Origin of the sequence: Roseovarius sp. MMSF_3281, from assembly GCF_030733685.1 — a bacterium.
GTDB lineage: Bacteria > Pseudomonadota > Alphaproteobacteria > Rhodobacterales > Rhodobacteraceae > Roseovarius.
On sequence record NZ_JASHIM010000004.1, the window covers coordinates 1 to 24,253 of the forward strand.

22 protein-coding genes are annotated in these 24,253 nt (G+C 60.5%); 16 read left to right on the plus strand and 6 right to left on the minus strand.

What is annotated here, in order from left to right:
• A partial coding sequence (locus RBB32_RS06310) for a metallophosphoesterase (protein WP_306151854.1) occupies positions 1–1,152 on the minus strand: 1,152 nt, incomplete at its 3' end.
• 230 nt (positions 1,153–1,382) lie between these two features.
• Here RBB32_RS06310 and nudC point away from each other — a divergent pair.
• Both nudC and RBB32_RS06320 read left to right on the plus strand, forming a co-directional pair.
• Positions 1,383–2,354 (plus strand): NAD(+) diphosphatase, encoded by a 972-nt coding sequence (gene nudC / locus RBB32_RS06315; protein ID WP_306151855.1) that lies wholly within the window; start codon positions 1,383–1,385, stop codon positions 2,352–2,354.
• A gap of 39 nt (positions 2,355–2,393) precedes the next feature.
• Positions 2,394–2,861, plus strand: coding sequence for an SRPBCC family protein (locus RBB32_RS06320; RefSeq protein ID WP_306151856.1), 468 nt, complete (start codon positions 2,394–2,396; stop codon positions 2,859–2,861).
• 51 nt (positions 2,862–2,912) lie between these two features.
• On the opposite strand, the gene RBB32_RS06325 is transcribed toward RBB32_RS06320, so the two are convergent.
• Both RBB32_RS06325 and RBB32_RS06330 read right to left on the minus strand, forming a co-directional pair.
• A complete protein-coding gene (locus tag RBB32_RS06325) occupies positions 2,913–3,476 on the minus strand; it encodes a hypothetical protein (RefSeq protein ID WP_306151857.1) in 564 nt (187 codons plus the stop codon).
• 339 nt (positions 3,477–3,815) lie between these two features.
• Positions 3,816–4,649, minus strand: a complete 834-nt coding sequence (locus RBB32_RS06330; RefSeq protein WP_306151858.1) for a prephenate dehydratase — start codon at positions 4,647–4,649, stop codon at positions 3,816–3,818.
• A gap of 131 nt (positions 4,650–4,780) precedes the next feature.
• Between RBB32_RS06330 and RBB32_RS06335 the strand changes: the two genes are divergently transcribed.
• The 5 genes from RBB32_RS06335 to RBB32_RS06355 all read left to right on the plus strand — a co-directional run bounded on the left by RBB32_RS06335 (position 4,781) and on the right by RBB32_RS06355 (position 11,865).
• Positions 4,781–5,839: a cytochrome c family protein gene (locus RBB32_RS06335; protein ID WP_306151859.1), complete on the plus strand. Its 1,059-nt coding sequence runs from the start codon at positions 4,781–4,783 to the stop codon at positions 5,837–5,839.
• Positions 5,840–6,045: 206 nt separating this feature from the next.
• The gene (locus tag RBB32_RS06340; protein WP_371931027.1) at positions 6,046–7,956 is read left to right on the plus strand and encodes an extracellular solute-binding protein; all 1,911 of its coding nucleotides are present in this window, start codon (positions 6,046–6,048) and stop codon (positions 7,954–7,956) included.
• Between the two features lie 7 nt (positions 7,957–7,963).
• Complete coding sequence (locus tag RBB32_RS06345; RefSeq protein WP_306151861.1) at positions 7,964–9,055, plus strand: microcin C ABC transporter permease YejB; 1,092 nt, start codon at positions 7,964–7,966, stop codon at positions 9,053–9,055.
• A gap of 114 nt (positions 9,056–9,169) precedes the next feature.
• Entirely contained in the window at positions 9,170–10,276 is a 1,107-nt protein-coding gene (locus RBB32_RS06350) for an ABC transporter permease (RefSeq protein ID WP_306151862.1), read from the plus strand.
• Complete coding sequence (locus RBB32_RS06355; RefSeq protein ID WP_306151863.1) at positions 10,273–11,865, plus strand: ABC transporter ATP-binding protein; 1,593 nt, start codon at positions 10,273–10,275, stop codon at positions 11,863–11,865. The genes RBB32_RS06350 and RBB32_RS06355 overlap by 4 nt, the downstream gene beginning before the upstream one ends.
• Here RBB32_RS06355 and hemN read toward each other — a convergent pair.
• Positions 11,862–13,217, minus strand: a complete 1,356-nt coding sequence (hemN, locus tag RBB32_RS06360) for an oxygen-independent coproporphyrinogen III oxidase (protein ID WP_306151864.1) — start codon at positions 13,215–13,217, stop codon at positions 11,862–11,864. The two genes, RBB32_RS06355 and hemN, sit on opposite strands and share 4 nt — an antisense overlap.
• Positions 13,218–13,288: 71 nt before the next feature.
• Between hemN and fnrL the strand changes: the two genes are divergently transcribed.
• The gene (fnrL, locus tag RBB32_RS06365; protein ID WP_306151866.1) at positions 13,289–14,035 is read left to right on the plus strand and encodes a transcriptional regulator FnrL; all 747 of its coding nucleotides are present in this window, start codon (positions 13,289–13,291) and stop codon (positions 14,033–14,035) included.
• Positions 14,036–14,198: 163 nt separating this feature from the next.
• On the opposite strand, the gene RBB32_RS06370 is transcribed toward fnrL, so the two are convergent.
• On the minus strand, positions 14,199–15,038 hold the full coding sequence (locus tag RBB32_RS06370) for a universal stress protein (RefSeq protein ID WP_306151867.1): 840 nt from the start codon (positions 15,036–15,038) through the stop codon (positions 14,199–14,201).
• Positions 15,039–15,240: 202 nt separating this feature from the next.
• Between RBB32_RS06370 and ccoN the strand changes: the two genes are divergently transcribed.
• Genes ccoN through ccoP form a run of 4 tightly spaced genes read left to right on the plus strand, consistent with a single transcriptional unit; the run spans position 15,241 to position 18,676 of the window.
• On the plus strand, positions 15,241–16,845 hold the full coding sequence (gene ccoN, locus RBB32_RS06375) for a cytochrome-c oxidase, cbb3-type subunit I (RefSeq protein ID WP_306151868.1): 1,605 nt from the start codon (positions 15,241–15,243) through the stop codon (positions 16,843–16,845).
• Between the two features lie 15 nt (positions 16,846–16,860).
• Positions 16,861–17,589 (plus strand): cytochrome-c oxidase, cbb3-type subunit II, encoded by a 729-nt coding sequence (gene ccoO, locus RBB32_RS06380; RefSeq protein WP_306151869.1) that lies wholly within the window; start codon positions 16,861–16,863, stop codon positions 17,587–17,589.
• A gap of 17 nt (positions 17,590–17,606) precedes the next feature.
• Positions 17,607–17,801, plus strand: coding sequence for a cbb3-type cytochrome c oxidase subunit 3 (locus RBB32_RS06385; RefSeq protein WP_306151870.1), 195 nt, complete (start codon positions 17,607–17,609; stop codon positions 17,799–17,801).
• 5 nt (positions 17,802–17,806) lie between these two features.
• Complete coding sequence (ccoP, locus tag RBB32_RS06390; protein WP_306151871.1) at positions 17,807–18,676, plus strand: cytochrome-c oxidase, cbb3-type subunit III; 870 nt, start codon at positions 17,807–17,809, stop codon at positions 18,674–18,676.
• Positions 18,677–18,912: 236 nt separating this feature from the next.
• Here the strand turns inward: ccoP and RBB32_RS06395 are convergent, their stop codons facing one another.
• Complete coding sequence (locus RBB32_RS06395) at positions 18,913–19,068, minus strand: hypothetical protein (RefSeq protein WP_306151872.1); 156 nt, start codon at positions 19,066–19,068, stop codon at positions 18,913–18,915.
• 101 nt (positions 19,069–19,169) lie between these two features.
• Between RBB32_RS06395 and RBB32_RS06400 the strand changes: the two genes are divergently transcribed.
• From RBB32_RS06400 to RBB32_RS06415, 4 genes are all read left to right on the plus strand, one after another.
• On the plus strand, positions 19,170–20,069 hold the full coding sequence (locus RBB32_RS06400) for a LysR substrate-binding domain-containing protein (RefSeq protein ID WP_306151873.1): 900 nt from the start codon (positions 19,170–19,172) through the stop codon (positions 20,067–20,069).
• A 97-nt stretch (positions 20,070–20,166) separates the two neighbouring features.
• Positions 20,167–21,606: a cytochrome c oxidase accessory protein CcoG gene (ccoG, locus tag RBB32_RS06405; protein ID WP_306151874.1), complete on the plus strand. Its 1,440-nt coding sequence runs from the start codon at positions 20,167–20,169 to the stop codon at positions 21,604–21,606.
• Positions 21,606–22,061, plus strand: a complete 456-nt coding sequence (locus RBB32_RS06410; protein WP_306151875.1) for a FixH family protein — start codon at positions 21,606–21,608, stop codon at positions 22,059–22,061. The genes ccoG and RBB32_RS06410 overlap by 1 nt, the downstream gene beginning before the upstream one ends.
• A 4-nt stretch (positions 22,062–22,065) precedes the next feature.
• Positions 22,066–24,252: a heavy metal translocating P-type ATPase gene (locus RBB32_RS06415; RefSeq protein WP_306151876.1), complete on the plus strand. Its 2,187-nt coding sequence runs from the start codon at positions 22,066–22,068 to the stop codon at positions 24,250–24,252.
• Position 24,253 lies beyond the last annotated feature (1 nt).

Here is a 24,253-nt window from a genome sequence, read left to right on the forward strand (position 1 = left end):
TGCCACTGAGAGATTCGGCAAATTTGCCAATATATGCTCGGGCACAAACTGCGGCATGGCATTGCGTTTCGCCTGTGCAACGAGGTGGATCAGGGGACCGCTGCGGATCATGCCAAGATAGCTGTGCAAAGCTTTGTCGCTATGACCCACGGGTTTGTCCATAAGCGCAATCGTCGTCTTGTGGGCCGGTTCCAGAAGATCGCAAAGCACTGGATCGGCCACAACGGGCCGCGCCCTGCCGGCGGGATTGACGGGGCGTACCTCCGCCCTGCTGCGCGCAACATTCCACCCCGCATCGCCCTTTTGAAGTGTGATATCCACGATGCCAAGATGTGACCCGCGTGATCCCGCCATCACCGCGGGCACCCCTTTCAGATGACCATGTTCGATGTCCGCGTCTTCGATGCCCGCATGATCCGCGGCCGGAAATACCAGGTGGCTGTGACCGGCAAGAATGGCGTCCAGACCGGGAACATCGGCCAGTTCAAGTGCCGCGTTCTCGGCGGTGTCATACGCCGAGCCTTGTGCAATTCCGGTATGGGCCAGCGCGATGACAATATCCGCCCCCGCCGACCTTAGCCTGGGAACAAGGGCCCGGGCCGTATCCACGATTGGCCGCGTCATGATCTGGCCTTCAAGGTGGGAATGATCCCAGTTGGTGATCTGCGGTGGCAGCACGCCCAGTACCCCGATGCGCAGATCATGCGCCTGCCCGGCGCAATCCGTGACAATGCGATCCAGCATAAGGTATTGTGATACAAGGGTTTTGTCCTGTTTCGGCGTTGCCCCCATATGCCGGATGGCATTGGCGCAGGTGACGGGAAACTCCGCTTGTTCAAGTGTTTTGACCAACCATTCAACGCCATGGTTGAACTCGTGGTTGCCAAGCCCCACGGCATCATAATCCAGGGCATTCATCGCGGTGATCGCCGGGTGGGGGCCTGTCCACTCGTTGTCTGGGGGGGCCGCGATGTCGATCAGGGGCGCCCCCTGCAGAAAATCACCGGTATCGAACAACAGGCAATTGCGTGCCTGCTGTCGTGCTTCGCGAATCAAGGTGGCCGTCCGGGCCAAGCCTGCACTGGTATTGGCGCTGCACGTCAGGTAGTCAAATGGCAGTAAGTGACCATGTATATCCGTTGTTTCAAGCACGCGCAGCTGAACTGTAACACCGGCAGTGCTGTGATGTTGAGGGGACGGGTCAATGCGAGTCACGGGTATTTGGCTGTTTGCTTTTGGGAGTGATCGACATGGGAATCAAAACGCAACAGAAAGAACATGAGCCTGCGTAAAATGTGTATTTGATAAACATCTTAGAGTTGAAATGACCTATAAATCAATGTGGTAACAAGAAGATATCTGGAAAGTTCGGGAAAATCAGCATGAAGCACGCGGAAACGGTTACCTTCGGAGGATCGTCTTTGGATCGCGCGGCGCATTTGCGCGGGGATCATGAGGCACGGACCTACCAGGAGCGGCAATACGGGTCCGAGGTGATCGTCTTGTGGCGTGGCAAACCATTGGTGTCGGGGTCAAACCTCGATCGCCTGAAACGCCTGCCTGCGGATCATCCCGTCTTGCGCGCTGATATGGGCGTTCAGATATTGCTGGGCCGAGATGAAAGCGGATCTTTGATATTCGCGCATGATCTTTCCGCATGGGAGCCGGACAGTCTCGATGCATCTGAATTGGACCGTTTCCTTGACAGTTCCGAGCAATCCCACCCCGACCTTCCCAAGGATGTGGTGTTCGCCGAGTTGCGCCGCATAATGACACGGCTTGATGCCCGCGATGCGGAATTGGCGGCAACGGCGCGGGCGGTCTTGGGTTGGCACCAAAGCCACAGGTTCTGCGCCCGATGCGGGGCGGAAAGCCAATTGATCATGTCGGGCTGGCAGCGCAGTTGCCCGAACTGTGGGGGGCAGCATTTCCCGCGCACCGATCCTGTGGTGATCATGTTGATCACCCGTGGCAATAGCGTTCTCATGGGGCGCTCACCAGGGTGGCCCGAAGGCATGTATTCCCTGTTGGCGGGGTTTGTCGAACCCGGCGAAACCATCGAGGCCGCCGTGCGGCGTGAAGTGTTCGAAGAGGCGGGCGTCGCCGTGGGGCAGGTGACCTATCTGGCCAGTCAGCCCTGGGCGTTTCCCTCGTCGCTGATGTTTGGGTGCTGGGGCCACGCCCTTTCCCGTGAAATCACCATCGACCCGACCGAGATCGAAGACGCAATCTGGGTCAGCCGGGATGATATGCTTGAGGCTTTCGCCGGGCAGCATCCTATTCTGATGCCCGCAAGAAAAGGGGCTATTGCCCAATTTTTGTTGCGCAACTGGCTTGCGGATACCCTTGAATAGGGCGACACTGATTTCCGAGCAGGAAGATAGAGGCGAACCATGAAGTTCAGCACCAAGGAAGATGTTGAAGCGCCCATCGACTTTGTTTTCAACGAGGTTTCCGATTTTCAAGCCTTTGAGCGTGCGGCGTTGCGGCGTGGCGCGGAGGTTCAGCGCATTGATGCCCTTCAAACGCCCGGCCCGGGCATGATGTGGAGTGCCCAGTTCAACTTTCGTGGGCGCAAGCGCGACGCTGAAATCGAGTTGACCCAATATGATCGGCCAAACGAGTTGGCTTGCACGTTTCGAACCCACCTTTTGCTTGGGACGCTGGATGTTGAACTCGTGGCCCTGTCGCGTAAGCGAACGCGGGTGAGCATCGTGACCGAATTTTCGCCTCGCAACTTGACGGCACGGCTTCTGGTGCAGTCGCTAAAGCTGGCCCGGTCCAGTGTGGAGAAAAAGTTTCGCTTCCGCGTGGCACATTTTGCCAAGGAGCTGGAAGAGCGTTACAAACGTTTGGCTTGATTAGAACGCGGCACCCTAAGGGCGCCGCGTTGTTGGTCGTAATTCCGCCTCTTAGGCAATATCCGTCAGGACTTGACCGACATTATAGATCACGCCTTCACGGTCACCCGGGTTGGTTTCGCCATTGTAAATGACGCCGGTGCGGTCACCGGGGTTGGTTTCACCACCGGCGATGTCGAAGGACCGCAGGTTCTCGTTATAGATCACGCCCTCGCGGTCGCCCGGGTTGGTTTCGCCATTGTAAATGACGCCGGTGCGGTCACCGGGGTTGGTTTCACCACCGGCGATGTCGAAGGACCGCAGGTTCTCGTTGTAGATCACGCCCTCGCGGTCGCCCGGGTTGGTTTCGCCATTGTAAATGACGCCGGTGCGGTCACCGGGGTTGGTTTCGCCACCGGCGATGTCGAAGGACCGCAGGTTCTCGTTATAGATCACGCCTTCACGGTCGCCCGGATTGGTTTCGCCCGCTGCGATTTGGCCAAAGTGGCTTGCCGAATTGGTAACGCTTTCCAATTGCGCCACTTTTGCTGCCGTATCGGGCGAAAAGTTGTGTGCCGAGGCAAGCGCGGGAATTGTGGTTGCGACGATCAGGGTAATGAACTTGGTAGTACGCATGGTTTTGTCCTCCATTTCCGATCGGTCCCCATTGGACCTTTGAGATTTTCGGCGGCGGGGTGTCCCGCTCGTCTGTAACAGAGATGGGGCAACTTGGCGTTGTCGGAAACCTTTTCACGAGTGATGTGAAAATGCCTTCACGCAAACGCACAGACCTGTGAAAACGATCTGGAAATTAGATCACATAAAGGCGACTGGAACGCGATGAGTTTATAAAAATACCTTTATATCAATATGTTAAGCTAATTATCGGATTTGCGCGATTTTGCACATAAGCGGTGCTTTGGCGCAAGTTTCGCGCGAATTGAAACAATTCGACCGATGTTTGGCCTTTCAAGGTCAGTGGCGGCGCGGATCGGCTGGGTAAACACCCAGCATCGTGATGCCAGAGGTGAAATAATCCAGCTCATCAAGTGCGCGTTTCACCGCCGGATCATCGGGGTGGCCTTCGATATCTGCATAAAACTGCGTGGCGGTGAAAGACCCGCCGACCATGTAACTTTCCAACTTGGTCATATTCACACCATTGGTCGCGAACCCGCCCATGGCTTTATACAAGGCCGCAGGAATGTTGCGCACCTGGAAGACAAAGGTGGTCATCATGCCGTCATCGCCCCGGCGGCTCCAATCCGGTTCGCGCGACATGATAAGGAAGCGGGTGCTGTTGTTGCCATGGTCCTCGATTTCGCGTGCAAGTACGTCCAGCCCGTAAATCTCGCCCGCGAGTTCACTGGCAAGCCCGGCAAGGCTCGGGTCGCCCGCTTCGGCCACATGGCGGGCCGATCCGGCTGTATCCGCACCGGTCACGCGTTGAATGCCGTGCTTGCCCAGAAACTCGCGGCATTGGCCCAGAAGCATGGTGTGACTCATGGCGCGATCCACCTGGTCAAGCGTGACGCCGGGCAGGGCAAGCAGGTTGATATGCACCCGAACGAAGGCCTCGCCGATGATATACAGCCCCGAGTCGGGCAGAAGGTGATGAATGTCGGCCACGCGCCCGAAGGTCGAGTTTTCAACCGGCAACATCGCCAGTTCGGCCTCGCCCGAGCGTACCGCCTCAATCGCATCCTCGAAGGTGCGACAGGGCATCGATTCCATTTCGGGATATGTCTCGCGGCAGGCTTGATGCGAATAGGCACCCGGTTCGCCCTGAAAGGCAATGCGCTTGGTCATTATGAATTTTTCCTGTTGAATGCCCCTAGTCGGGCGTTTGGTCGCGGAAACTACACCTTGCGCCCGCATAGGTGAAGCGGATAGATACGCCGCGACGGAATTCAAATGGAAACGGGCCTATGTTCGATACGATGACACTCACCAAGGTCGTTGGTGCCTTCTGTGGCGCCCTTCTGATCTTTCTGCTGGGCGGCTGGGCTGCCGAACTGATTTATCACACCGGCGGCGGTCATGGCGATGACCATCAACAGGCCTATGTGATCGAAACCGGCAATGACGAAGGCGGTGCCGAAGAAGACACCGGCCCCAGCTTCGAAGAGCTTTTCGTCGCGGCGGACGCCGGCAAGGGCGAGCGGATTTTCAACAAGTGTAAGGCCTGCCACCAGCTTGAAGAAGGTGCCAACGGTACCGGCCCCTACCTTTACGGTGTGGTTGGCCGCGACGTCGGTAGCGCCGAGGGCTTTGGCTACTCCGGCAGCCTTTCGGCCGTGGCCGACGTCTGGACCCCGCAAAACCTGTCGGCTTTCCTTGAAAACCCCGCAGGCTATGCCCCGGGTACCACCATGGGCTTTGCCGGCGTCAAGGACATGGAAGACCGCGCAAACCTGATTGCCTTCCTCGACCAGACCGATGGGGACACCTACGAGGTTGAAGTGCCCGCCGCCGCCGAAGAAGAGGCCCCCGCGGAAGAACCTGCCGAGGAAACGACCGATGCCGAGGCAAGCGAAGCCCCCGCAAACGACGGGGCCGCCGCAGAAGACGCCGCATCCGACGAGGCAGCATCGCAAGAACCTGCATCCGACGAGGCCGCCGCCGAGGAGGCCGCCACGGAAGAGGCCGCCGCTGACGACAGCGCAGGTGGTTTCGCCGACGTGGTTGCCGCCGCCGATCCTGCCGATGGCGAGAAGGTCTGGCGTCAGTGCCGCGCGTGCCACAAGCTGGAGGACGGGGCAAACGGTGTTGGTCCGCATATGGCGGGTATTGTTGGCCGCGAGATCGGCAGCGTCGAAGGCTTCCGCTACTCCAACGCGCTGCAAGAGCTTGATGGGACCTGGACAGCGGATGAGCTGAACGCATGGCTGGAAGATCCCAAGGCTTATGCCCCCGGTAACAAGATGAGCTTCCGGGGCCTGCGCAAGGAAGAAGACCGCGCAGCGTTGATCGCCTACATGCAGAGTGCCGCCGAATAATTCGGGCAACATCTGAATTCCAAGGCCGCCGTCCCGAAAGGGCGGCGGTTTTTTTGCGCGGCAGGTCGCTGTGCTGTCTTTCGGTGCTTGAACATATCGGCCCACGTCCTTTAGCTTGCCTGCAATAGAAAAAGCGCCATATCTGGCATCGGCAGGAAAAGGAGACCCCAATGACCGCAGAGCGCCGCCGGGCCAAGGCCCAGGCGATGAAACGTACCGCCCCGCGCGTCTTGATCCTCGCTTTGCTTGGTCTGATGATCGCCGCCCTGATGGCACATACGGCCATCGCGCAGGGCGACGATGATGATGTCATCCGTTCCCATGGATACTCCTTCTATGGCGATCTCAGCTATCCGGCGGATTACACGCATTTCAATTACGTCAATCCGGACGCGCCCAAGGGTGGGGAAATCTCGCTTTATGCGCCGGGGACGTTTGACTCCATGAACCCCTATTCGCGCAAGGGTCGTGCCGGGCGGTATTCGTGGATGGTCTATGAAAGCCTGCTGGGTGAAATGCCCGCGGCGAGCGGCCCCGCGCCTGCGGATGCCTATGGCGAATCCTACGGGCTGCTGGCCGAAAGCCTTGAGTACGACGAGGGCAAGACGTGGGTGATTTTCCACATGCGCCCCGAGGCGCGCTTTGCCGATGGCACGCCGGTCACCGCGCATGACGTGGTGTTTTCGCACAACCTCTTTCTGGAACAGGGCCTGCCCTCCTATGCCCAAGCGGTCAGCCGCCGGGTCACCGGGGCCGAGGCCCTGGATGACCATACCGTCAAGTTCACCTTTGCCGAGGGTATCTCGCGCCGGTCATTGATTGATCAGGTGGGCGGCACACCGGTCTTTCCGCGCAAATGGTATGAAGACAACAACGCGCGGCTGGATGAGCCCCGGCTCGAGGCTGCGCCCGGATCCGGCCCCTACCAAGTGGAAAGCGTCGATGTGAACCGCCGGATCACCTACAAGCGCAACCCGGATTACTGGGGCTGGGATCTGCCGATCAATCAGGGGCGTCACAATTTTGACCGTATCCGCGTGGAGTATTTCGCCGACGACAGCGCCGCGTTCGAGGCGTTCAAGGCCGGGGAATATACCTTCCGCGCCGAAGGCAATTCCAAGAAATGGGCCACCGGATATGACTTCCCGGCCGCAAACGCGGGCGATGTCAAGATCGAGGAACTGCCCGACGGCACCCCGCCCACGCCCACCGGGTTCGTGTTCAACCTTGCACGCGACAAGTTCAAGGATGAGCGCCTGCGCGAGGCGGTGGCACTGGCCTATAACTTCGAGTGGACCAACGAATCCCTGCAATACGGGTTGTTCAAACAACGCCATTCCTTCGTGCAGGATACCCCGCTTGAGGCGATGGGCCCGCCGGAAGGGGCCGAGCTTGAGTTCCTGAAATCCCTGGGCGACGTGATCCCGCCCGAGATGCTGACCGAACCCGCCGTGCGCGCCCATGAATCCCGCGCCTCGCGCCTCAATGACCGCCGCAACCTGCGCCGCGCCATGAAATTGCTGGACGAGGCAGGCTGGACCGTGGGGGACGACGGCATTCGCCGCAATGCCGAAGGCAAGGTCCTGAGCATTGATTTCCCGATCCCCTCGTCGGGGTCGGCCACGCTGGGCGCGGTGGTCGAAAGTTTCGTCAGCAACCTGCAACTCATGGGTATCGACGCGCGCTATGAAAAGGTGGACCCGTCGCAATACACCCTGCGCAGCCGCGACCGGGACTATGACATGGTCTTCGACAGTTACGTGACCTTCCTTGGCACCGGCACCGGCCTTCTTCAACGCTACGGTTCGACGGAGGCGGCCTTCAGCGTGTTCAACCCCGCAGGACTGGCAAGCCCCATGGTCGATGCGATCATCAACGCCTCGCTCAACGCCGAAACCAGCGAGGAAGAAAACGTCGCCCTCACCGCCCTCGACCGCGCCCTGCGGTTCGAACGCTTCATGGTGCCGGTCTGGTACAACGACAGCTACTGGGTGGCCTATTGGGACATGTATGAACACCCCGAGACCCTGCCGCCCTATGCCTTGGGCGTGCTGGACTTCTGGTGGTACAACGACGAGAAGGCCGAGGCGCTGAAAGCCTCCGGCGCGCTGAGGTAACCCGCCCATGGGCGCCTATATCCTGCGCAGGCTGCTGCTGATCATTCCCACGCTTCTGGGGATCATGGTGATCAATTTCGTTCTGGTCCAGTTCGTGCCCGGCGGACCGGTGGAGCAGGTGATCGCCAATATGCAGGGCCAAGGCGATGTCTTCGAGGGCTTCGCCGGCTCGGGCAATGACGCAGGGCAAGACATGACCGGCGGCGGCGACAATGAGCAATACGTCGGCGCCCGGGGCCTGCCCCCGGAACTGATCGCCGAACTGGAACAGCAATTCGGCCTCGACAAACCGCCGCTGGAACGGTTCTTCAACATGATGTGGAACTACATGCGCTTCGATTTCGGCGAGAGTTATTTCCGCAAGATCGACGTGTTGGACCTGGTACTGGAAAAGATGCCGGTCAGTATCACGCTTGGCCTGTGGTCGACCCTGATCGCCTACCTGATTTCCATCCCGCTCGGTATCCGCAAGGCTGTTTATGACGGCAGTTCGTTTGACACATGGACCAGCGGGATCATCATCGTGGCCTATGCCATCCCGGCTTTCCTGTTCGCCATCATGTTGTTGGTACTTTTTGCCGGGGGCAGTTATTTCTCGATCTTCCCGCTCAGGGGGCTGACCTCGGACAACTGGGAACAGCTTAGCCTTGTGGGCAAGGTGCTTGATTATTTCTGGCATATCGCGCTGCCGGTGCTGGCCTCGACCATCGCGGCCTTTGCCACGCTGACGCTTTTGACCAAGAACTCCTTTCTGGACGAGATCAAGAAACACTATGTCATGACCGCCCGCGCCAAGGGCCTGAGCGAGCGAAAGGTGCTTTACGGTCATATCTTCCGCAACGCGATGCTGATCGTGATCGCGGGGTTTCCGGCGGTGTTCATTGGCGTCTTCTTCGGCGGGTCGGTCCTGATCGAGACGATCTTTTCGCTGGATGGGTTGGGCCGGCTTGGTTTCGAGGCCGCCGTGGGCCGGGATTACCCGGTGATGTTCGGCACGCTGTTCCTGTTCGGTCTGATTAGCCTGCTGGTCAATATCCTGTCGGATTTGATGTATGTGCTGGTTGACCCGCGCATCGATTTTGAAAAGCGGGAGGGCTGAGGCGATGGGCGTTGGTCTTGATCGCCTATGTTTGCAGGGGGCGCTGCCCCCGTCGCCGCAAGCGGCGACTCCCCCGGAGTATTTTGGGAAAGATGAAGGGCAGGGGAACGTTTCATGAGCCTGTCGCCCCTCAATCAACGCCGCTGGCGGAACTTCAAACGCAACAAGCGCGCCTTTTGGTCCTTGATCATCTTCTCGGTGGTCTTCGTTATCACGCTTTTTGCCGAGTTCGTGGCGAACGACAAGCCGATCCTCGTCAGCTATCGCGGCGATTTTTATACGCCGATCTTCAATTTCTACCCCGAAACCCGGTTCGGCGGCGATTTCGAGACTGAGGCGATCTATCGTGACCCCGAGGTGCAATGCCTGATCACATCGGGCGGGCTGGATATCTGTTTCGATGATCCCGAGGGGGTGATCGAAGACGCGCAGGATGGCATGGTCGAGGGCGAGGAGATCGCCAAGGGCTGGATGATCTGGCCGCCTATCCCCTATAGCTATGACACCTCGGTCGACCGGCCCGGCGCCGCGCCCTTGCCGCCGAATGAGCAAAACTGGCTGGGCACGGACGATACCAAGCGCGATGTGCTGGCGCGGGTGATCTATGGTTTCCGGCTGTCGGTGATGTTCACGCTGATTGTCACGGCGCTGTCCTCGGTCATCGGGATTTTTGCCGGGGCGATCCAGGGGTATTTCGGCGGCTGGCTTGACCTGATTTTCCAACGGATAATCGAGATATGGGCCTCGACCCCGCAGATTTACGTGATCATCATCCTGTTCGCGATCCTGCCGCGAAGTTTCTGGCTTTTGGTGGTGATTACCGTTTTGTTCGGCTGGATGGCACTGGTGGGTGTGGTGCGGGCCGAATTCCTGCGCGCGCGCAACCTTGAGTATGTCCGCGCGGCCAAGGCGCTTGGCGTGTCGAACCTGACCATCATGTTCCGCCATATGCTGCCCAATGCCATGGTCGCCACGCTGACCATGCTGCCCTTTGTCATCACCGGCACGATCTCGCTTCTGGCGGGGCTGGATTTCCTTGGTTTCGGTTTGCCGTCCTCGGCCCCGTCGCTTGGTGAACTCACTCTTCAAGCCAAGCAAAACCTGCAAGCGCCGTGGCTGGCCTTCACTGCCTTTTTCGCTTTTGCCATCATGCTGTCGCTTCTCGTTTTCATTTTCGAAGGCGTGCGTGATGCCTTTGACCCCAGAAAGACCTTTGAATGAGCCTGTTGCGTGTCGAGAACCTGAAGGTCAGCTTCAAACAGGACGGCGCGATCATCCCGGCGGTGCATGGGGTATCTTTTAACGTCGACCGGGGCGAGACCGTGGCGCTGGTCGGCGAATCCGGCTCGGGCAAATCGGTGACGGCGCTGTCCACCGTGTCGCTTCTTGGACCCTCGGCACAGGTCGAAGGTAGTGTCACCTACGACGGGCAGGAAATGATCGGCGCGCCCAGCAAACGCCTGCGTCAGGTGCGCGGCAACGACATCAGCTTTATTTTCCAGGAGCCGATGACATCCCTCAACCCGCTGCACACGCTGGAAAAGCAGATCGGTGAAAGCCTTGCTTTGCACCAGGGCCTGACCGATGAGGCCGCGCGGACGCGCATTATCGAATTGCTGGACCGTGTCGGCATCCATGACCCGGAAAGCCGCCTTGGCGCCTATCCGCACCAATTGTCAGGCGGGCAAAGGCAACGCGTGATGATCGCCATGGCGCTTGCCAACAAGCCCGATATCCTGATCGCGGACGAACCCACCACGGCGCTTGACGTGACCATTCAGGCGCAAATCCTTGACCTTTTGGCCGAGTTGAAGCGCGAGGAGGGGATGGGCCTTCTGTTCATCACCCACGACCTCAACGTGGTACAGCGGATCGCCGACAAGGTCTGCGTGATGAAGGACGGCGAGATCGTCGAAAGCGGCCCCACGGGTGAAATTTTCGCCAACCCGCAACACGCCTATACCCGGAAGCTTTTGAATGCCCTGCCCTCGGGGGAGCCTGACCCGGTGCCAGAGGACGCGCGCCCGCTTGTGGAGACCGACAAGCTGCGGGTCTGGTTCCCGATCCAGAAAGGGTTTTTGCGTAAGACCGTGGGCCATGTGAAGGCCGTCAACGAGGCCACGATCAGCGTCCGGGCGGGCGAAACCCTTGGCATCGTGGGCGAATCCGGCTCGGGCAAGACCACGCTGGCCCTGGCGATCATGCGGCTGATCCAGTCCGAGGGCGGCATCACCTTTGACGGCGAAGACGTGAATGCATGGTCCACCCGGAAACTCCGCCGCCGCCGGGCACAGATGCAGATCGTCTTCCAAGACCCCTTCGGAAGCCTCAGCCCCCGGATGACCTGCGAACAGATCATTGCCGAAGGGCTGGGTGTTCACGGTAACCGCGATGGCCGCGCCGAACGCGATCTGGTGGCCGAAGTGATGGAGGAGGTGGACCTCAACCCCGCCACCATGGACCGCTACCCGCATGAGTTTTCAGGTGGGCAGAGACAGCGCATCGCCATTGCCCGCGCCATGATCCTGCGGCCCAAGATGGTGGTTCTGGACGAACCCACCTCGGCGCTTGATATGACGGTGCAGGTGCAGGTCGTCGATCTGCTGCGGCGTCTGCAGGTAAAATACGGGCTGGCCTATCTTTTCATCTCTCACGACCTCGCCGTGGTGCGCGCCATGAGCCACCGGGTGGTGGTGATGAAACAGGGCGATATCGTCGAATACGCCGATGCCAAAACGCTGTTCGAGGCCCCGCAAACCGAATATGCGCGCAACCTGCTTCAGGCCGCGCTTGACCTCAAGCCGGCTTAGATGGCCGAGCTATGGCCGGCCTTGTCCAACTCATAGGCGTCGAAACTGCGAGCGATCATGCGGGTTAGGGGCCGGGCCTCCATCGGCACGAACAGCCCGTTTTCGTTCACCTGCAACAGGCCGGAAAACTCTGATGCGGTACGGTTCAGCATCTGGCGCAGGGCCGTGGGCGTGATGTCGAATGTTCGGGTGATGTCCTCGGCATCAATCCGGAACTCGCACATCAACTGTTCGATCAACCGGCTGCGCAACTTGTCGTCGCCGCGGAACACATGGCCCCGCGTGGTGGAAAACCGGCCCTCGCGAATGGCCGCCGTATGCGCCCCCGTGGCAGGGGCGTTTTGTGCATAACCCTGCGGGAAGCGCGAGATCGAGGACGCCCCCACACCGATCAGCGCCTCGGCGGTATCATCGGTATAGCCCTGGAAATTCCGCCGCAGGTTGCCGGTTTTCTGGGCGATGGTCAGGCTGTCGTCTTGGGTGGCGAAATGGTCGATCCCGATCTCGGCGTAATTGTCCCACAGGAACAAGCGGCGCGCGGTTTCGAAAAGTTCCAGCCGCTCTTCCGGTGTGGGCAGGGCGTCCGATGGCAGCAACTGCTGTCGTTTGGCCATCCACGGCACATGCGCATAACCATAAAGCGCTACCCGGTCGGGGTTGAGCGAAAGCAGCTTCTGCACGCTTTCTGTAATCCGCGCCTTGGTCTGATGCGGCAGGCCATAAAGGATATCGGCGTTCAGGCTTTGCACACCGCGCGCACGTATCTCTTCCGCGGCCCAACGTGTGATGTCGTAGCTTTGCAAGCGCCCGATGCTTTGTTGAATCTCCTCGTGGAAATCCTGCACCCCGATCGAGGCGCGGTTCATCCCCGCGGCGGCCAGCACATCCAGACGCGCGCCGTCAATCTCGTTCGGGTCAATCTCAACCGAGAACTCCGTATCCGAATCAAAGGGGGCGACGTCCTTGATGGCCCCGGCCAGCTCATCCATCATGCCCGGTTGCAAAAGGGTGGGGGTGCCGCCGCCCCAATGCAGGCGCGACAGGGTGACGCCCTTGGGCAAATGTTGCCCCAACATCCTGAGTTCGGTCTTCAGCGTTTCCAGATACGCCAGCACGGGCTTGTCGCTTTGCGTGCCTTGGGTGCGACAGGCACAGAACCAGCACAAACGCCTGCAAAACGGCACATGCACATACAGTGAAATCCGCGCCCCTTCCGGGATCGCTTCGATCCAGTTGGTGAAACCATCCGCGTTGATGTCGCGTGTGAAATGTGGGGCGGTGGGATAGCTGGTGTATCTTGGCACCTTTGCGTCAAAGAGACCCAACTCACCCAGTTTTGCTTTTGTAACCATGTGCGTACCGTTAAACTGCAGGACAAACGGCCTCCTTGATGCAGATCAAAATAACAGGAAACTGATCCGCCATGCTTGACGAAAAATCCCAAGCCATTCCGCGCGATTGCGGTGATTGCCCCATTCGGCATCGGGCCGTTTGCGCACGGTGCGAGGCGGATGAACTGGAGTCCCTCGATCAGATCAAGTACTACCGCAGCTTCGAAGCCGGTCAGACGGTGATCTGGGCCGGGGACAAGATGGAGTTCGTGGGCTCGGTCGTCACGGGGATCGCCACCTTGACCCAGACCATGGAAGATGGCCGTACCCAGATGGTCGGCCTTCTGCTGCCCAGTGATTTCGTAGGGCGTCCGGGCCGGGACGAGGCGGCATATGACGTGGTCGCGACAAGCGATGTGGTCATGTGTTGCTTCAGGAAAAAACCATTCGAGGATTTGATGGGCCGCACACCGCATATCGCGCAGCGCCTGTTGGAAATGACCCTTGATGAACTGGACGCGGCGCGCGAATGGATGCTGGTCCTTGGGCGAAAGACCGCCCGGGAAAAGATCGCCTCGCTTCTGTCGATCATCGCGCGGCGCGATGCCTCTCTCAAACTGACAAAACCCGCTGGCCCGATGGTGTTTGACCTGCCGCTGACGCGGGAGGCCATGGCCGATTACCTTGGCCTGACGCTGGAAACCGTCAGCCGCCAGATTTCGGCCCTGAAAAAGGACGGCGTGATCCAGTTGGAAGGCAAACGCCATATCACGGTGCCGGATTTCGACCGCCTTCTCGACGAGGCGGGCGACGACAGCGACGGCGGAATGCTGGCCTAAGCGCCATTGCCGGGAAAATTGCCTCTAACCTATTGCTCGGCAAGGAAAATTCCTGCCAATTTTACGTCTGAGACTCCCGCGCGCCCTATTGTAAACGGGGCGCGCGGTTATAAACCTAAATCAGTTTCGTACATTCGGCAGGCAGGATGACGCGCCCGCAGGCTTACCGCGCCATGAACACCGGCAGGTCGGCCTGTTCCAGCATGTGGCGCGTGGCCCCGCCAAAGACCGCTTCGCGGAAACGCGAATGTCCATAGGCGCCCATCACCAGCATATCGGCTTTCATGTCGTCGGCATGGCGCAAGAGTACATCCGAGACACGCGGCAGGGTTTTCGACAGCACGTCGATTTCCACATTCGCGCCGTGCCGTGCCAGGTACTGCGAGACCAGCCCACCGGGGTCCGAGCGGTTCGGCCCGTGCTGCGGCGGGTCGATCACCACCACATGCACCTCATCCGCCGCCGTGATCAACGGCATGGCGGCGCGAATCGCGCCAAGCGCCTCGTTGCTTTCGTTCCAGCCGATCAGCAGGCGGTTGGGCGCGGGCTGCGGCTTGGCGTTGGGCGGAACGATAAGGGCAGGGGTGTGACCTTCGAACAGCGCCGATTCGGTGACCGGCTCCAATTCGGCGCCACAGTTGTCACCATAGGGGCGCGGCAGAACCACCAGATCGGAAAACCGTGCCCGCGCCGCCACGTGCCGCCCCAGGTCGGCCAATTGCGCCACCCCGGTTTCACTGGACCACCGAACACCCGAACCTTCCAAAAGCTTGGTGACCTTCGCCTCAAGCGCCTCTGATTCCTCTTGCGCCCGGGTAATCGTTTCTTGCAGGACAACCGCGCTTGCCCCTGCATAGTAGTATCCCGTCTGGCTGCGATCCACGCCAAGGCACAGCACATCGAGATGTGCGTCATGCGCCAAGGCCATGGCCATGGCCTGCGCCATGGTGTCTTCGACAAGGGTTTCATCGGTAACCACGGAAAACAGGCTATTATACGTCATGGGGTCGTCCTTGTTTCTAGATATGAGACCTTTACGCTACGCACATTCTCGATCCCTCCGCTTTGATGCGCATCAAGAAATGCGATAGCCGTTATTGATGCAGATCAAGGCACCGATGCTGCCCGCGCAGCATTAACGCAGCAGTCTAAACGCGCCCGCGCGACATGTACGAATCGCGCGGTAAGAGACGAAGGGACGCAACATGACGAACTATATCAAGCTGATCGCGCTTGGCATAATCACGCTCTTCGCGTTGATTGCCGCCAACTACGCGCGCGATCTGGCCTATCTGGTCAATGCGCTGACGGTGGCGCTTGTGGCCGGTGGCCTTTTCATCTGGACTTTGCGCAATACGGACGAGCCCGTCGTGACGGTGGACCTGTCCGGCGAATATATGGATGGCGTCGTGCGCGCCGGTGTGATCGCGACCGCCCTCTGGGGCGTTGTCGGCTTTCTGGCCGGGACGTTTATCGCATTCCAACTGGCTTTTCCGGGGCTCAACTTCGATTGGGCCCAAGGGTATTTGAATTTTGGCCGGTTGCGGCCCTTGCACACCTCGGCGGTGATTTTCGCGTTTGGGGGCAATGCCCTGATCGCGACGTCCTTCTACGTGGTGCAACGTACATCCGCCGCGCGTCTTTGGGGGGGCAACCTGGCATGGTTCGTCTTTTGGGGGTTCCAACTGATGATCGTGCTGGCGGCCACGGGCTATCTTCTGGGCGCGACCCAGTCGAAAGAATACGCCGAGCCGGAATGGTATGTTGACTGGTGGCTGACCATCGTCTGGGTGGCCTACCTTGCCGTGTTCCTCGGCACCATCGTCAAGCGCAAAGAGCCGCATATCTACGTGGCGAACTGGTTCTACCTGTCGTTCATCATCACCGTTGCCATGCTTCACATCGTGAACAACCTGAGCATCCCGGTCTCGATCTGGGGCTCCAAATCGGTTCAGGTCTTCTCGGGTGTGCAGGATGCCATGGTTCAGTGGTGGTACGGCCACAACGCCGTGGGCTTCTTCCTGACCGCCGGCTTCCTTGGCATGATGTACTACTTCGTACCAAAACAGGCCGAACGCCCGGTGTTCAGCTATAAACTGTCGATCATCCACTTCTGGGCGCTGATCTTCATCTACATCTGGGCCGGTCCGCACCACCTGCACTACACGGCGCTGCCCGATTGGGCCTCGACGCTGGGCATGGTGTTCTCGATCGTGCTTTGGATGCCCTCATGGGGTGGCATGATCAACGGGTTGATGACGCTGTCGGGCGCCTGGGACAAGCTGCGCACCGATCCGATCATCCGGATGATGGTGATCTCGGTCGGGTTCTACGGCATGTCGACCTTCGAGGGGCCGATGATGTCGATCCGCGCGGTGAACTCGCTGTCGCACTATACCGACTGGACCATTGGTCACGTGCACTCGGGCGCGCTTGGCTGGAACGGCATGATCACCTTTGGTGCCCTGTACTTCCTCGTGCCCAAGCTGTGGAACAAAGAACGCCTCTACAGCCTGAGCATGGTCAGCTGGCACTTCTGGCTCGCGACCATCGGCATCATCCTCTACGCCGCCGCCATGTGGGTGACCGGCATCATGGAGGGTCTGATGTGGCGCGAAGTGGATGCCAACGGCTTCCTCGTGAACTCCTTCGCCGACACCGTGGATGCCAAGCTGCCCATGTACATCGTGCGTGGTCTGGGCGGGGTCCTTTATATCACCGGCGCAATCATCATGTGCTACAACCTGTTCATGACCGTCAAACGGAGCCCGGCTGTCGAAGCCAACAACTCCGTTGTTCCGGCCGAATAAGAGGAGCGACGGACAATGGCAATTCTCGACAAACACGCAATCCTTGAGAAGAACATCACGCTTCTCACGATCTTTGCCTTCCTTGTGGTCACCATCGGCGGCATCGTCCAGATCGCCCCGCTGTTCTGGCTGGAAAACACCATCGAGGACGTAGAGGGCGTGCGCCCCTACACCCCGCTGGAACTTACCGGGCGCGATATCTACGTCCGTGAAGGCTGCTACGTGTGTCACAGCCAGATGATCCGCCCCATGCGGGACGAGGTCGAACGCTATGGCCACTACAGCCTTGCGGCGGAATCGCAGTACGATCACCCGTTCCAATGGGGCTCCAAGCGGACCGGGCCTGACCTTGCCCGCGTCGGTGGCCGGTACTCGGACGAATGGCACGTCGACCACTTGCGCGACCCGCAGACCGTGGTGCCGGAATCGGTGATGCCCAAATACGGCTACCTCGAAGATCGCATGATCGAACCGACCTATATCGAGGACCTGCTTGAAACGCATGCCTTCGTGGGGGTCCCCTATAGCGACGAGATGATCGAAAACGCCCAAGCGGATTTCAACGTACAGGTCGACCCCTTCGGCGACACCGACGGGCTGTTCGAGCGCTACGGCGAAAACGTCAACGTGCGCAACTTCGACGGGCAGCCGGGGATTTCCGAGGCCGACGCATTGATCGCCTACCTGCAAATGCTGGGCACGTTGGTTGATTTCTCGACCTTCACCCCGGTGGCAAGCCGCTAAGGAAAGGACAAGGACCAATGGAAACCTACTCTCTCCTGCGTGAATTCGCCGACAGCTGGATGCTCTTGTTTCTCTTCGCGTTCTTCGTTGGTGTGGTGATCTGGGTCTTCCGGCCCGGCGCCACCAAGACCTACGAAGATCCCTCGGGCATCCCCTTCCGGCACGAAGACAAACCCGCCACGCGCGGGGAAGCCGACGCCAAGGAGGCGTGAACGACATGGCAAAACAACCTAAAAAGAAGCAAGAGGTCGAAACGACCGGCCACGAATGGGACGGTATTCAGGAGTATAACAACCCCCTGCCGCGCTGGTGGCTGTGGGTCTTCTACGCCACCATCGTCTGGGCCATCTGGTACACCATCGCCTATCCGGCATGGCCCGGCATCAAGGATGCCACCTCGGGCTATCTTGGCTGGTCGACCCGGGCCAACGTGGCCCAGGAAATCGCCGATGCCGATGCCGCCAATGCCGCGATCAACGAAAGGCTCGCCTCGGTCGAACTGACGTCGATTGCCGGCGACGAGGAACTGGCCACCTACGCCCGGTCGGCGGGTGAGTCGATCTTCATGACATGGTGTGCGCAGTGTCACGGCTCGGGTGCTGCCGGTGCCAAGGGCTACCCCAACCTGCAAGATGACGCGTGGCTGTGGGGCGGCACGGTGGAAGATATCCACTACACCGTGGCCCACGGCATCCGGAACGAAGATGACCCCGATGCGCGTTATTCCCAAATGCCCGCCTTCGGCGAGCTTCTGGACGAGGCGCAGATCGAACAGGTGGTCAACTACGTGATGTCCCTGTCGTCCACGTACGAGCCACAGGACGCATCCTTGGTCGAAGCCGGTCAGACTGTCTATCTGGACAACTGTGCCGCCTGTCACGGCGACAACGGAAATGGCGATATCTATCAAGGGGCGCCAAACCTGACCGACGCCATCTGGCTTTATGGCGGGGACTACGAGACCGTGAAGCACACGGTGGTCAACTCGCGCTTTGGCGTGATGCCCCCGATGGGCGGTGCAGAGTTGAGCGAGGCGGAAATCCGCGCTGTCACCACCTATGTCCACCAACTGGGCGGCGGCGAATAAGCCCCGCCTGAAAAGAATACCCGCAGACGCATCGCGCCTGCGGGTTCGGCACCGGTCCTTCCGTCCTGTTCGCGCGTTTCCTGGAAGGCCGGTGCCACTTTATTCCGCGAAATCACCGGTCCCTGTCAACGCCGCTTGGGCGGTTTTGATGCCCGTTACCGGCCATTTGTCCAAGGCCGGGGTGGCCTGTGCCCGGTCATTGCCGCAGCAGGGCACTCAACCGGATCAAAAAGCGTTCAGTCACGGCGGCGGCCCTCGGTGTGGGCAACCAATTCCGCAGGTTCGCGGCTGTCAAAGGCAGGGCCTTTTTGCCAATGGCCGGGGGCGCCCCAATGAATGCGGCGATCCGTGCGGGTGGCGGTATTGAAAGATTTGGCGAAAATTCCAAGCATGGTGTGTCCTTTCGGGGCTGCGTTTCTTGTCTTTATTTATGGTGTTCTGGTGCGCATAATGCGACTCAGGAAAAATTTTGACATGTAATTTGGTGTTACACATGGATTGGCTATCACTTCCGCCGCTCACGGCTCTCAGGGCGTTCGCGGCCTTGGCAGAAACCGGATCGGCCAGTGCGGCGGGGGCCGCGCTGAATGTCAGTCACGCGGCGATCAGCCAGCAAATCAAAACGCTGGAAGGGCACATGGGCCTGACCTTGGCGGACCGGACGGGGCGAAGCCTGACCCTGACGCCCGAGGGCCGGCAACTGTCCGAGGCGCTGACCACCGGCTTTGGCGGCATTGCCCGCACCATCGATGCTCTGACCGGGGCCGATGCGGGCCGCGCGTTGCAAATCTCCACCACGCCCAGTTTCGCGGCCCATTGGCTGATGCCGCGGCTGGCAACCTTTCGTCAGGCGCACCCCGAGGCCGATCTCATGCTATCGCCCACGCCGCAGGTGGTGATCCTCGAACCCGGCGGGATCGACATTGCCATCCGCTACGGCAACGGCGATTGGCCGGGACTGGATGCGCATTTGCTGTTTGCCTCGCCCTTGGTGACGGTGGCGGCCCCGGAACTGGTGAAAGATAGCGAAATCACCCAGCCCGCCGATTTGACCGGCCTGCCATGGTTGCAGGAGTTCGGCACCACCGAGGCCAGCGACTGGTTGCGTCAACGCGGCGTGACCACTGACCGCGAGGGCGGTTTGACCCAGGTGCCGGGCAACCTTTTGCTGGACGGGTTGCGCAATGGCTACGGCGTGGCGGTGACGGTGTTTGAATGGGTGCGACATGACATCGCCGCTGGGCGATTGATCGAATTGTTCCGTGACGAAGAAATCGCGGGCTATTACATCGTGTCGCGCAAAGGCCCTTTGCGTCCTAGGGCAAAAGCCTTTGCCGCATGGCTTAGGCGCGAGGCGCGAAATGCCGCGCGCTGTTTGCCTGAAAAAGAATAGATCACTTTCAGAGTCAGAATTGACCCAAATCAAGGCTGGCCCGCCTCACGCCTGAGACAAGACCCTGGAACAAGAACGCGAACACCGGAGTGATTCCGTGGCCGATACCCAACCCGACAGCCCTCCCAGCCTCTACGCTGCCCGTGAACCCATATTTCCCAAGAAGGTCTACGGCAAGTTCCGTAACCTCAAGTGGATCATCATGGCGGTGACGCTGGGCATCTATTACCTGACGCCCTGGATTCGCTGGGACCGCGGGCCAAGCCTGCCGGATCAGGCGGTATTGCTGGACCTGGCCAACCGCCGCTTCTATTTCTTCTGGATCGAGATCTGGCCGCACGAGTTTTATTTCGTCGCTGGCCTTTTGGTCATGGCGGGGCTGGGCCTGTTTCTCTTTACCTCGGCCCTGGGCCGTGTCTGGTGCGGTTATGCCTGCCCTCAAACGGTCTGGACCGACCTTTTCATTCTGGTCGAACGCTGGATCGAGGGGGACCGGAACGCCCGCTTGCGCCTGCATCGTCAGAAAAAGCTGGATGCGCGGAAAATCCGCCTGCGCCTGACAAAGTGGATCACCTGGCTGGTGATCGCTGCGGCCACCGGGGGCGCTTGGGTGTTTTATTTTACCGATGCGCCGACGCTTCTGGTCGATCTGTTTACCCTCAACGCGCATCCCATCGCCTATACCACCATCGCCGTTCTGACCGGCACGACCTTCTTTTTCGGCGGGTTCGCCCGCGAACAGATTTGCATCTATGCCTGCCCATGGCCCCGCATCCAGGCCGCCATGATGGACGAGGACACCCTGACCGTCGGCTACCGCGAATGGCGGGGCGAGCCGCGCAAGAACTCCCCCGAGGTCAAGGCCGGGGCCGAGCAGGGCGACTGCATCGACTGCATGGCCTGCGTCAACGTCTGCCCCGTGGGCATCGACATCCGCGACGGCCAGCAAATGGAGTGCATCACCTGCGCGCTGTGTATCGACGCCTGCGACGATATCATGGCCAAGATCGGCAAGCCGCGCGGCCTCATCGACTACATGGCGCTGACCGACGAAGAAAATGAACGCAAGGGCGGAACCCCCAAGCCCGTCATCAAGCACGTCCTGCGCCCGCGGACCATCCTTTATACCTCGTTGTGGTCGCTGGTGGGGGTCGGACTGCTCTTCGCGCTCTTCATCCGGTCCGATATCGACATGACCGTCGCCCCGGTGCGCAACCCGACCTTCGTGACCATGTCGGATGGCTCGATCCGCAACACCTACGAGGTGCGCCTGCGCAACAAGCACGGCGAGGATCGCCCCTTCCAGATCTCGGTCAAGGGCGATGACCCTTCGATCCGCCTGCAATTGGAAGGGACGCCCTATGCCACGGTTGACGTCCCCGCCGATTCGATCAAACTGCAACGTGTCTACCTGATCGCGCCGCCGTCCTCGGGGGCCGCCGAGGCGGAACGTACCGAGGTCCGGCTCTGGGTCGAGGATATCACCAACGGCGAACGCGCCTACGAAGATACCTTCTTTAACGGGAGGTCCAACTGATGACCGAACGCAAACTCACCGGTAAACACGTGCTCTTTGGCTTCGTCGGCGCCTTCACCGTGATCATCGGTGTCAATCTTGTGCTGGCCTACTCGGCGATCAAAACCTTCCCGGGACTCGAGGTTAAAAACTCTTATGTCGCCAGCCAGACGTTCAACGATCGCAAGGCCGCGCAAGAGGCCCTTGGCTGGGATATCAGCGCGCACCACAAGGCGGGTATCCTGAGGCTGGCCATCACCGACCCCCAAGGCACCCCCGTTGAGGTGGCCAACCTCAAGGCCACCGTCGGCCGCGCGACCCACGTGAAGGATGATGTCACCCCCGATTTCCGCTTTGACGGCTCGGCCTATGTCGCGCCGGTGGAACTGGGAGATGGCAACTGGAACATCCGCATGATCGCACTGGCCGATGACGGGACCGAGTTCAAACAACGGGTCGTGCTGATCAAGGACTGATGCGATGACCGCCACCATGCGCCCCAATCATTCGGCTTGCCCGGCCTGCGCCGCCGCCCCGGCGGCGGAAGCGCTGGCCCAGGTGGACCGCACCCCGGCCCAGATCGCCCTGTCCCTGCCGGGCATCCATTGTTCGGCCTGTATCACCAAGATCGAAAAGGCGCTGAACGCGCACCCGGGCGTGACATCGGCGCGCGTCAACCTGACCCTCAAACGCGCCAGCATCGAGGCCGAACCGGATGTCACCGCGCAAGAGATGAAGCACCTGGTCGAGGGGCTGGGCTACGAGGCGCATGAACTGGACGCCGGCACCCTCAATGCCACGGCGACCGACCGCGCCGGGCGTGACCTGCTGATGCGGCTCGCGGTGGCGGGCTTTGCCTCGATGAACGTGATGCTGCTGTCGGTCTCGGTCTGGTCCGGGGCGGCGGACGCGACCCGCGATTTGTTCCACTGGATTTCGGCGGCCATTGCCCTGCCGACCATCGCCTTTTCCGGGCAGCCGTTTTTCCGTAGCGCATGGGCGGCGCTCTCGAACCGGCAGCTCAACATGGATGTGCCGATCACGCTGGCGATCCTTCTGGCGATCATCACCTCGCTTTGGGAAACCTCGTTGTCGGGCAAACACGCCTATTTCGATGCGGCGCTTGCGCTGACCTTCTTCCTTTTGGCGGGCCGCTATCTGGACCACCGCACGCGGGCGATTGCCCGCTCGGCGGCCGAGGAACTGACCGCGCTGGAAGTGCCGCGCGCCACGCGGATTGCCTCCGATGGCGCTGAAGAAGTGGTGAACGTCGCGGACCTGGCCGTGGGGGATTTGATCCTCGTGCGCCCCGGCGCGCGTATGCCGGTGGATGGCTCGATCACCCAAGGCACGTCCGAGTTGGACCGCTCGCTTCTGACAGGCGAAACCGTGCCGGTCTTTGCCGAAGTGGGGCAGGGGGTTTCGGCGGGGGAGGTCAACCTGACCGGGCCGCTGACCATCCGCGCGACGGCAGTGGGGCAGGATACTTCGCTGCATCAAATGGCCGATCTGGTGGCCATCGCGGAATCCGGGCGCTCGCGCTATACTTCGCTGGCCGACAAGGCGGCGAAGCTTTATGCGCCGGGGGTGCATATCCTCTCGGCTTTGGCCTTCGTAGGTTGGTTTCTCTACACGTTCGACCTGCGCACGGCGCTCAATATCGCGGCTGCTGTCTTGATCATCACTTGCCCCTGTGCGCTGGGCCTTGCGGTGCCGGCGGTGACAACCGCCGCTTCGGGGCGGTTGTTCCGGCGGGGGATGCTGATCAAACATGAAACCGCGCTGGAGCGTTTGGCACAGGTTGATACCGTGGTATTCGACAAAACTGGCACGCTCACGGCTGGCACGCCTGAACTGACCAACCTCGCCGATTTGCCGCGCCGAGACGTGGAACTGGCGCTGGCGCTGGCCGAAGGCTCGTCTCATCCGCTGGCGCAGGCCATCACCCGCGCCGCGCGCGAGGCGGGTTTTGCCCCGGCGCAAGTGACCGATGTGACCGAGGTGCCGGGCTATGGCACCAAGGGGATGCTGAACGGCCAAGACGTTCGCCTTGGTCGGGCCAGTTGGACCGGGGCAGAGGGCCGCGCGGAAACCGCGACCTTCCTGCAACGGGGGCAGGCCGCGCCGCTTGCCTTCACGTTCACCGACCGTTTGCGCGACGGGGCCGAGGAGGCTGTGACCGAACTGCTGGACAGCGGTAAAGAGGTTTACCTCATGTCGGGCGACACGACCCCCGCCGTCGAGGCCTTGGCGAACCGTCTTGGCATCAGCCGTTGGATGGCCGAAGCCCTGCCCGCCGACAAGGCGGGCCGCGTTCAGGCGATGATGGACGAGGGCAAGCATGTTCTGATGGTGGGCGATGGCCTCAATGACACCGCCGCGCTGGCCGCAGCGCATGTCTCGATCTCGCCAGCCACGGCGCTGGATGCGGCGCGGGTGGCCTCGGACATCGTGCTCTTGGGCGGGGATATTTCGCCGATTGCAGCCGCCTGCGACACGGCCCGCGCCGCAACCCGGCGCATCCGCGAAAACTTTCGCATCGCCACGGTTTACAACGTGATCGCCGTGCCGCTGGCGGTGGCGGGGCTCTGCTCGCCTTTGATCGCGGCCTTGGCCATGTCGGCCAGTTCGATTACCGTGTCGCTCAACGCCCTGCGCCTGAGGTGAC

Coding starts and splice junctions, on each gene's coding strand:
- RBB32_RS06330 (WP_306151858.1), bottom strand. CDS start 4,649: ATGACCAAGCGCATTGCCTTTCAGGGCGAACCGGGTGCCTATTCGCAT.
- RBB32_RS06320 (WP_306151856.1), top strand. CDS start 2,394: ATGAAGTTCAGCACCAAGGAAGATGTTGAAGCGCCCATCGACTTTGTT.
- RBB32_RS06415 (WP_306151876.1), top strand. CDS start 22,066: ATGACCGCCACCATGCGCCCCAATCATTCGGCTTGCCCGGCCTGCGCC.
- RBB32_RS06325 (WP_306151857.1), bottom strand. CDS start 3,476: ATGCGTACTACCAAGTTCATTACCCTGATCGTCGCAACCACAATTCCC.
- fnrL (WP_306151866.1), top strand. CDS start 13,289: ATGCTTGACGAAAAATCCCAAGCCATTCCGCGCGATTGCGGTGATTGC.
- nudC (WP_306151855.1), top strand. CDS start 1,383: ATGAAGCACGCGGAAACGGTTACCTTCGGAGGATCGTCTTTGGATCGC.
- ccoN (WP_306151868.1), top strand. CDS start 15,241: ATGACGAACTATATCAAGCTGATCGCGCTTGGCATAATCACGCTCTTC.
- RBB32_RS06410 (WP_306151875.1), top strand. CDS start 21,606: ATGACCGAACGCAAACTCACCGGTAAACACGTGCTCTTTGGCTTCGTC.
- RBB32_RS06335 (WP_306151859.1), top strand. CDS start 4,781: ATGACACTCACCAAGGTCGTTGGTGCCTTCTGTGGCGCCCTTCTGATC.
- ccoP (WP_306151871.1), top strand. CDS start 17,807: ATGGCAAAACAACCTAAAAAGAAGCAAGAGGTCGAAACGACCGGCCAC.
- RBB32_RS06395 (WP_306151872.1), bottom strand. CDS start 19,068: ATGCTTGGAATTTTCGCCAAATCTTTCAATACCGCCACCCGCACGGAT.
- RBB32_RS06350 (WP_306151862.1), top strand. CDS start 9,170: ATGAGCCTGTCGCCCCTCAATCAACGCCGCTGGCGGAACTTCAAACGC.
- hemN (WP_306151864.1), bottom strand. CDS start 13,217: ATGGTTACAAAAGCAAAACTGGGTGAGTTGGGTCTCTTTGACGCAAAG.
- ccoO (WP_306151869.1), top strand. CDS start 16,861: ATGGCAATTCTCGACAAACACGCAATCCTTGAGAAGAACATCACGCTT.
- RBB32_RS06385 (WP_306151870.1), top strand. CDS start 17,607: ATGGAAACCTACTCTCTCCTGCGTGAATTCGCCGACAGCTGGATGCTC.
- RBB32_RS06345 (WP_306151861.1), top strand. CDS start 7,964: ATGGGCGCCTATATCCTGCGCAGGCTGCTGCTGATCATTCCCACGCTT.
- RBB32_RS06355 (WP_306151863.1), top strand. CDS start 10,273: ATGAGCCTGTTGCGTGTCGAGAACCTGAAGGTCAGCTTCAAACAGGAC.
- RBB32_RS06370 (WP_306151867.1), bottom strand. CDS start 15,038: ATGACGTATAATAGCCTGTTTTCCGTGGTTACCGATGAAACCCTTGTC.
- RBB32_RS06340 (WP_371931027.1), top strand. CDS start 6,046: ATGAAACGTACCGCCCCGCGCGTCTTGATCCTCGCTTTGCTTGGTCTG.
- RBB32_RS06400 (WP_306151873.1), top strand. CDS start 19,170: ATGGATTGGCTATCACTTCCGCCGCTCACGGCTCTCAGGGCGTTCGCG.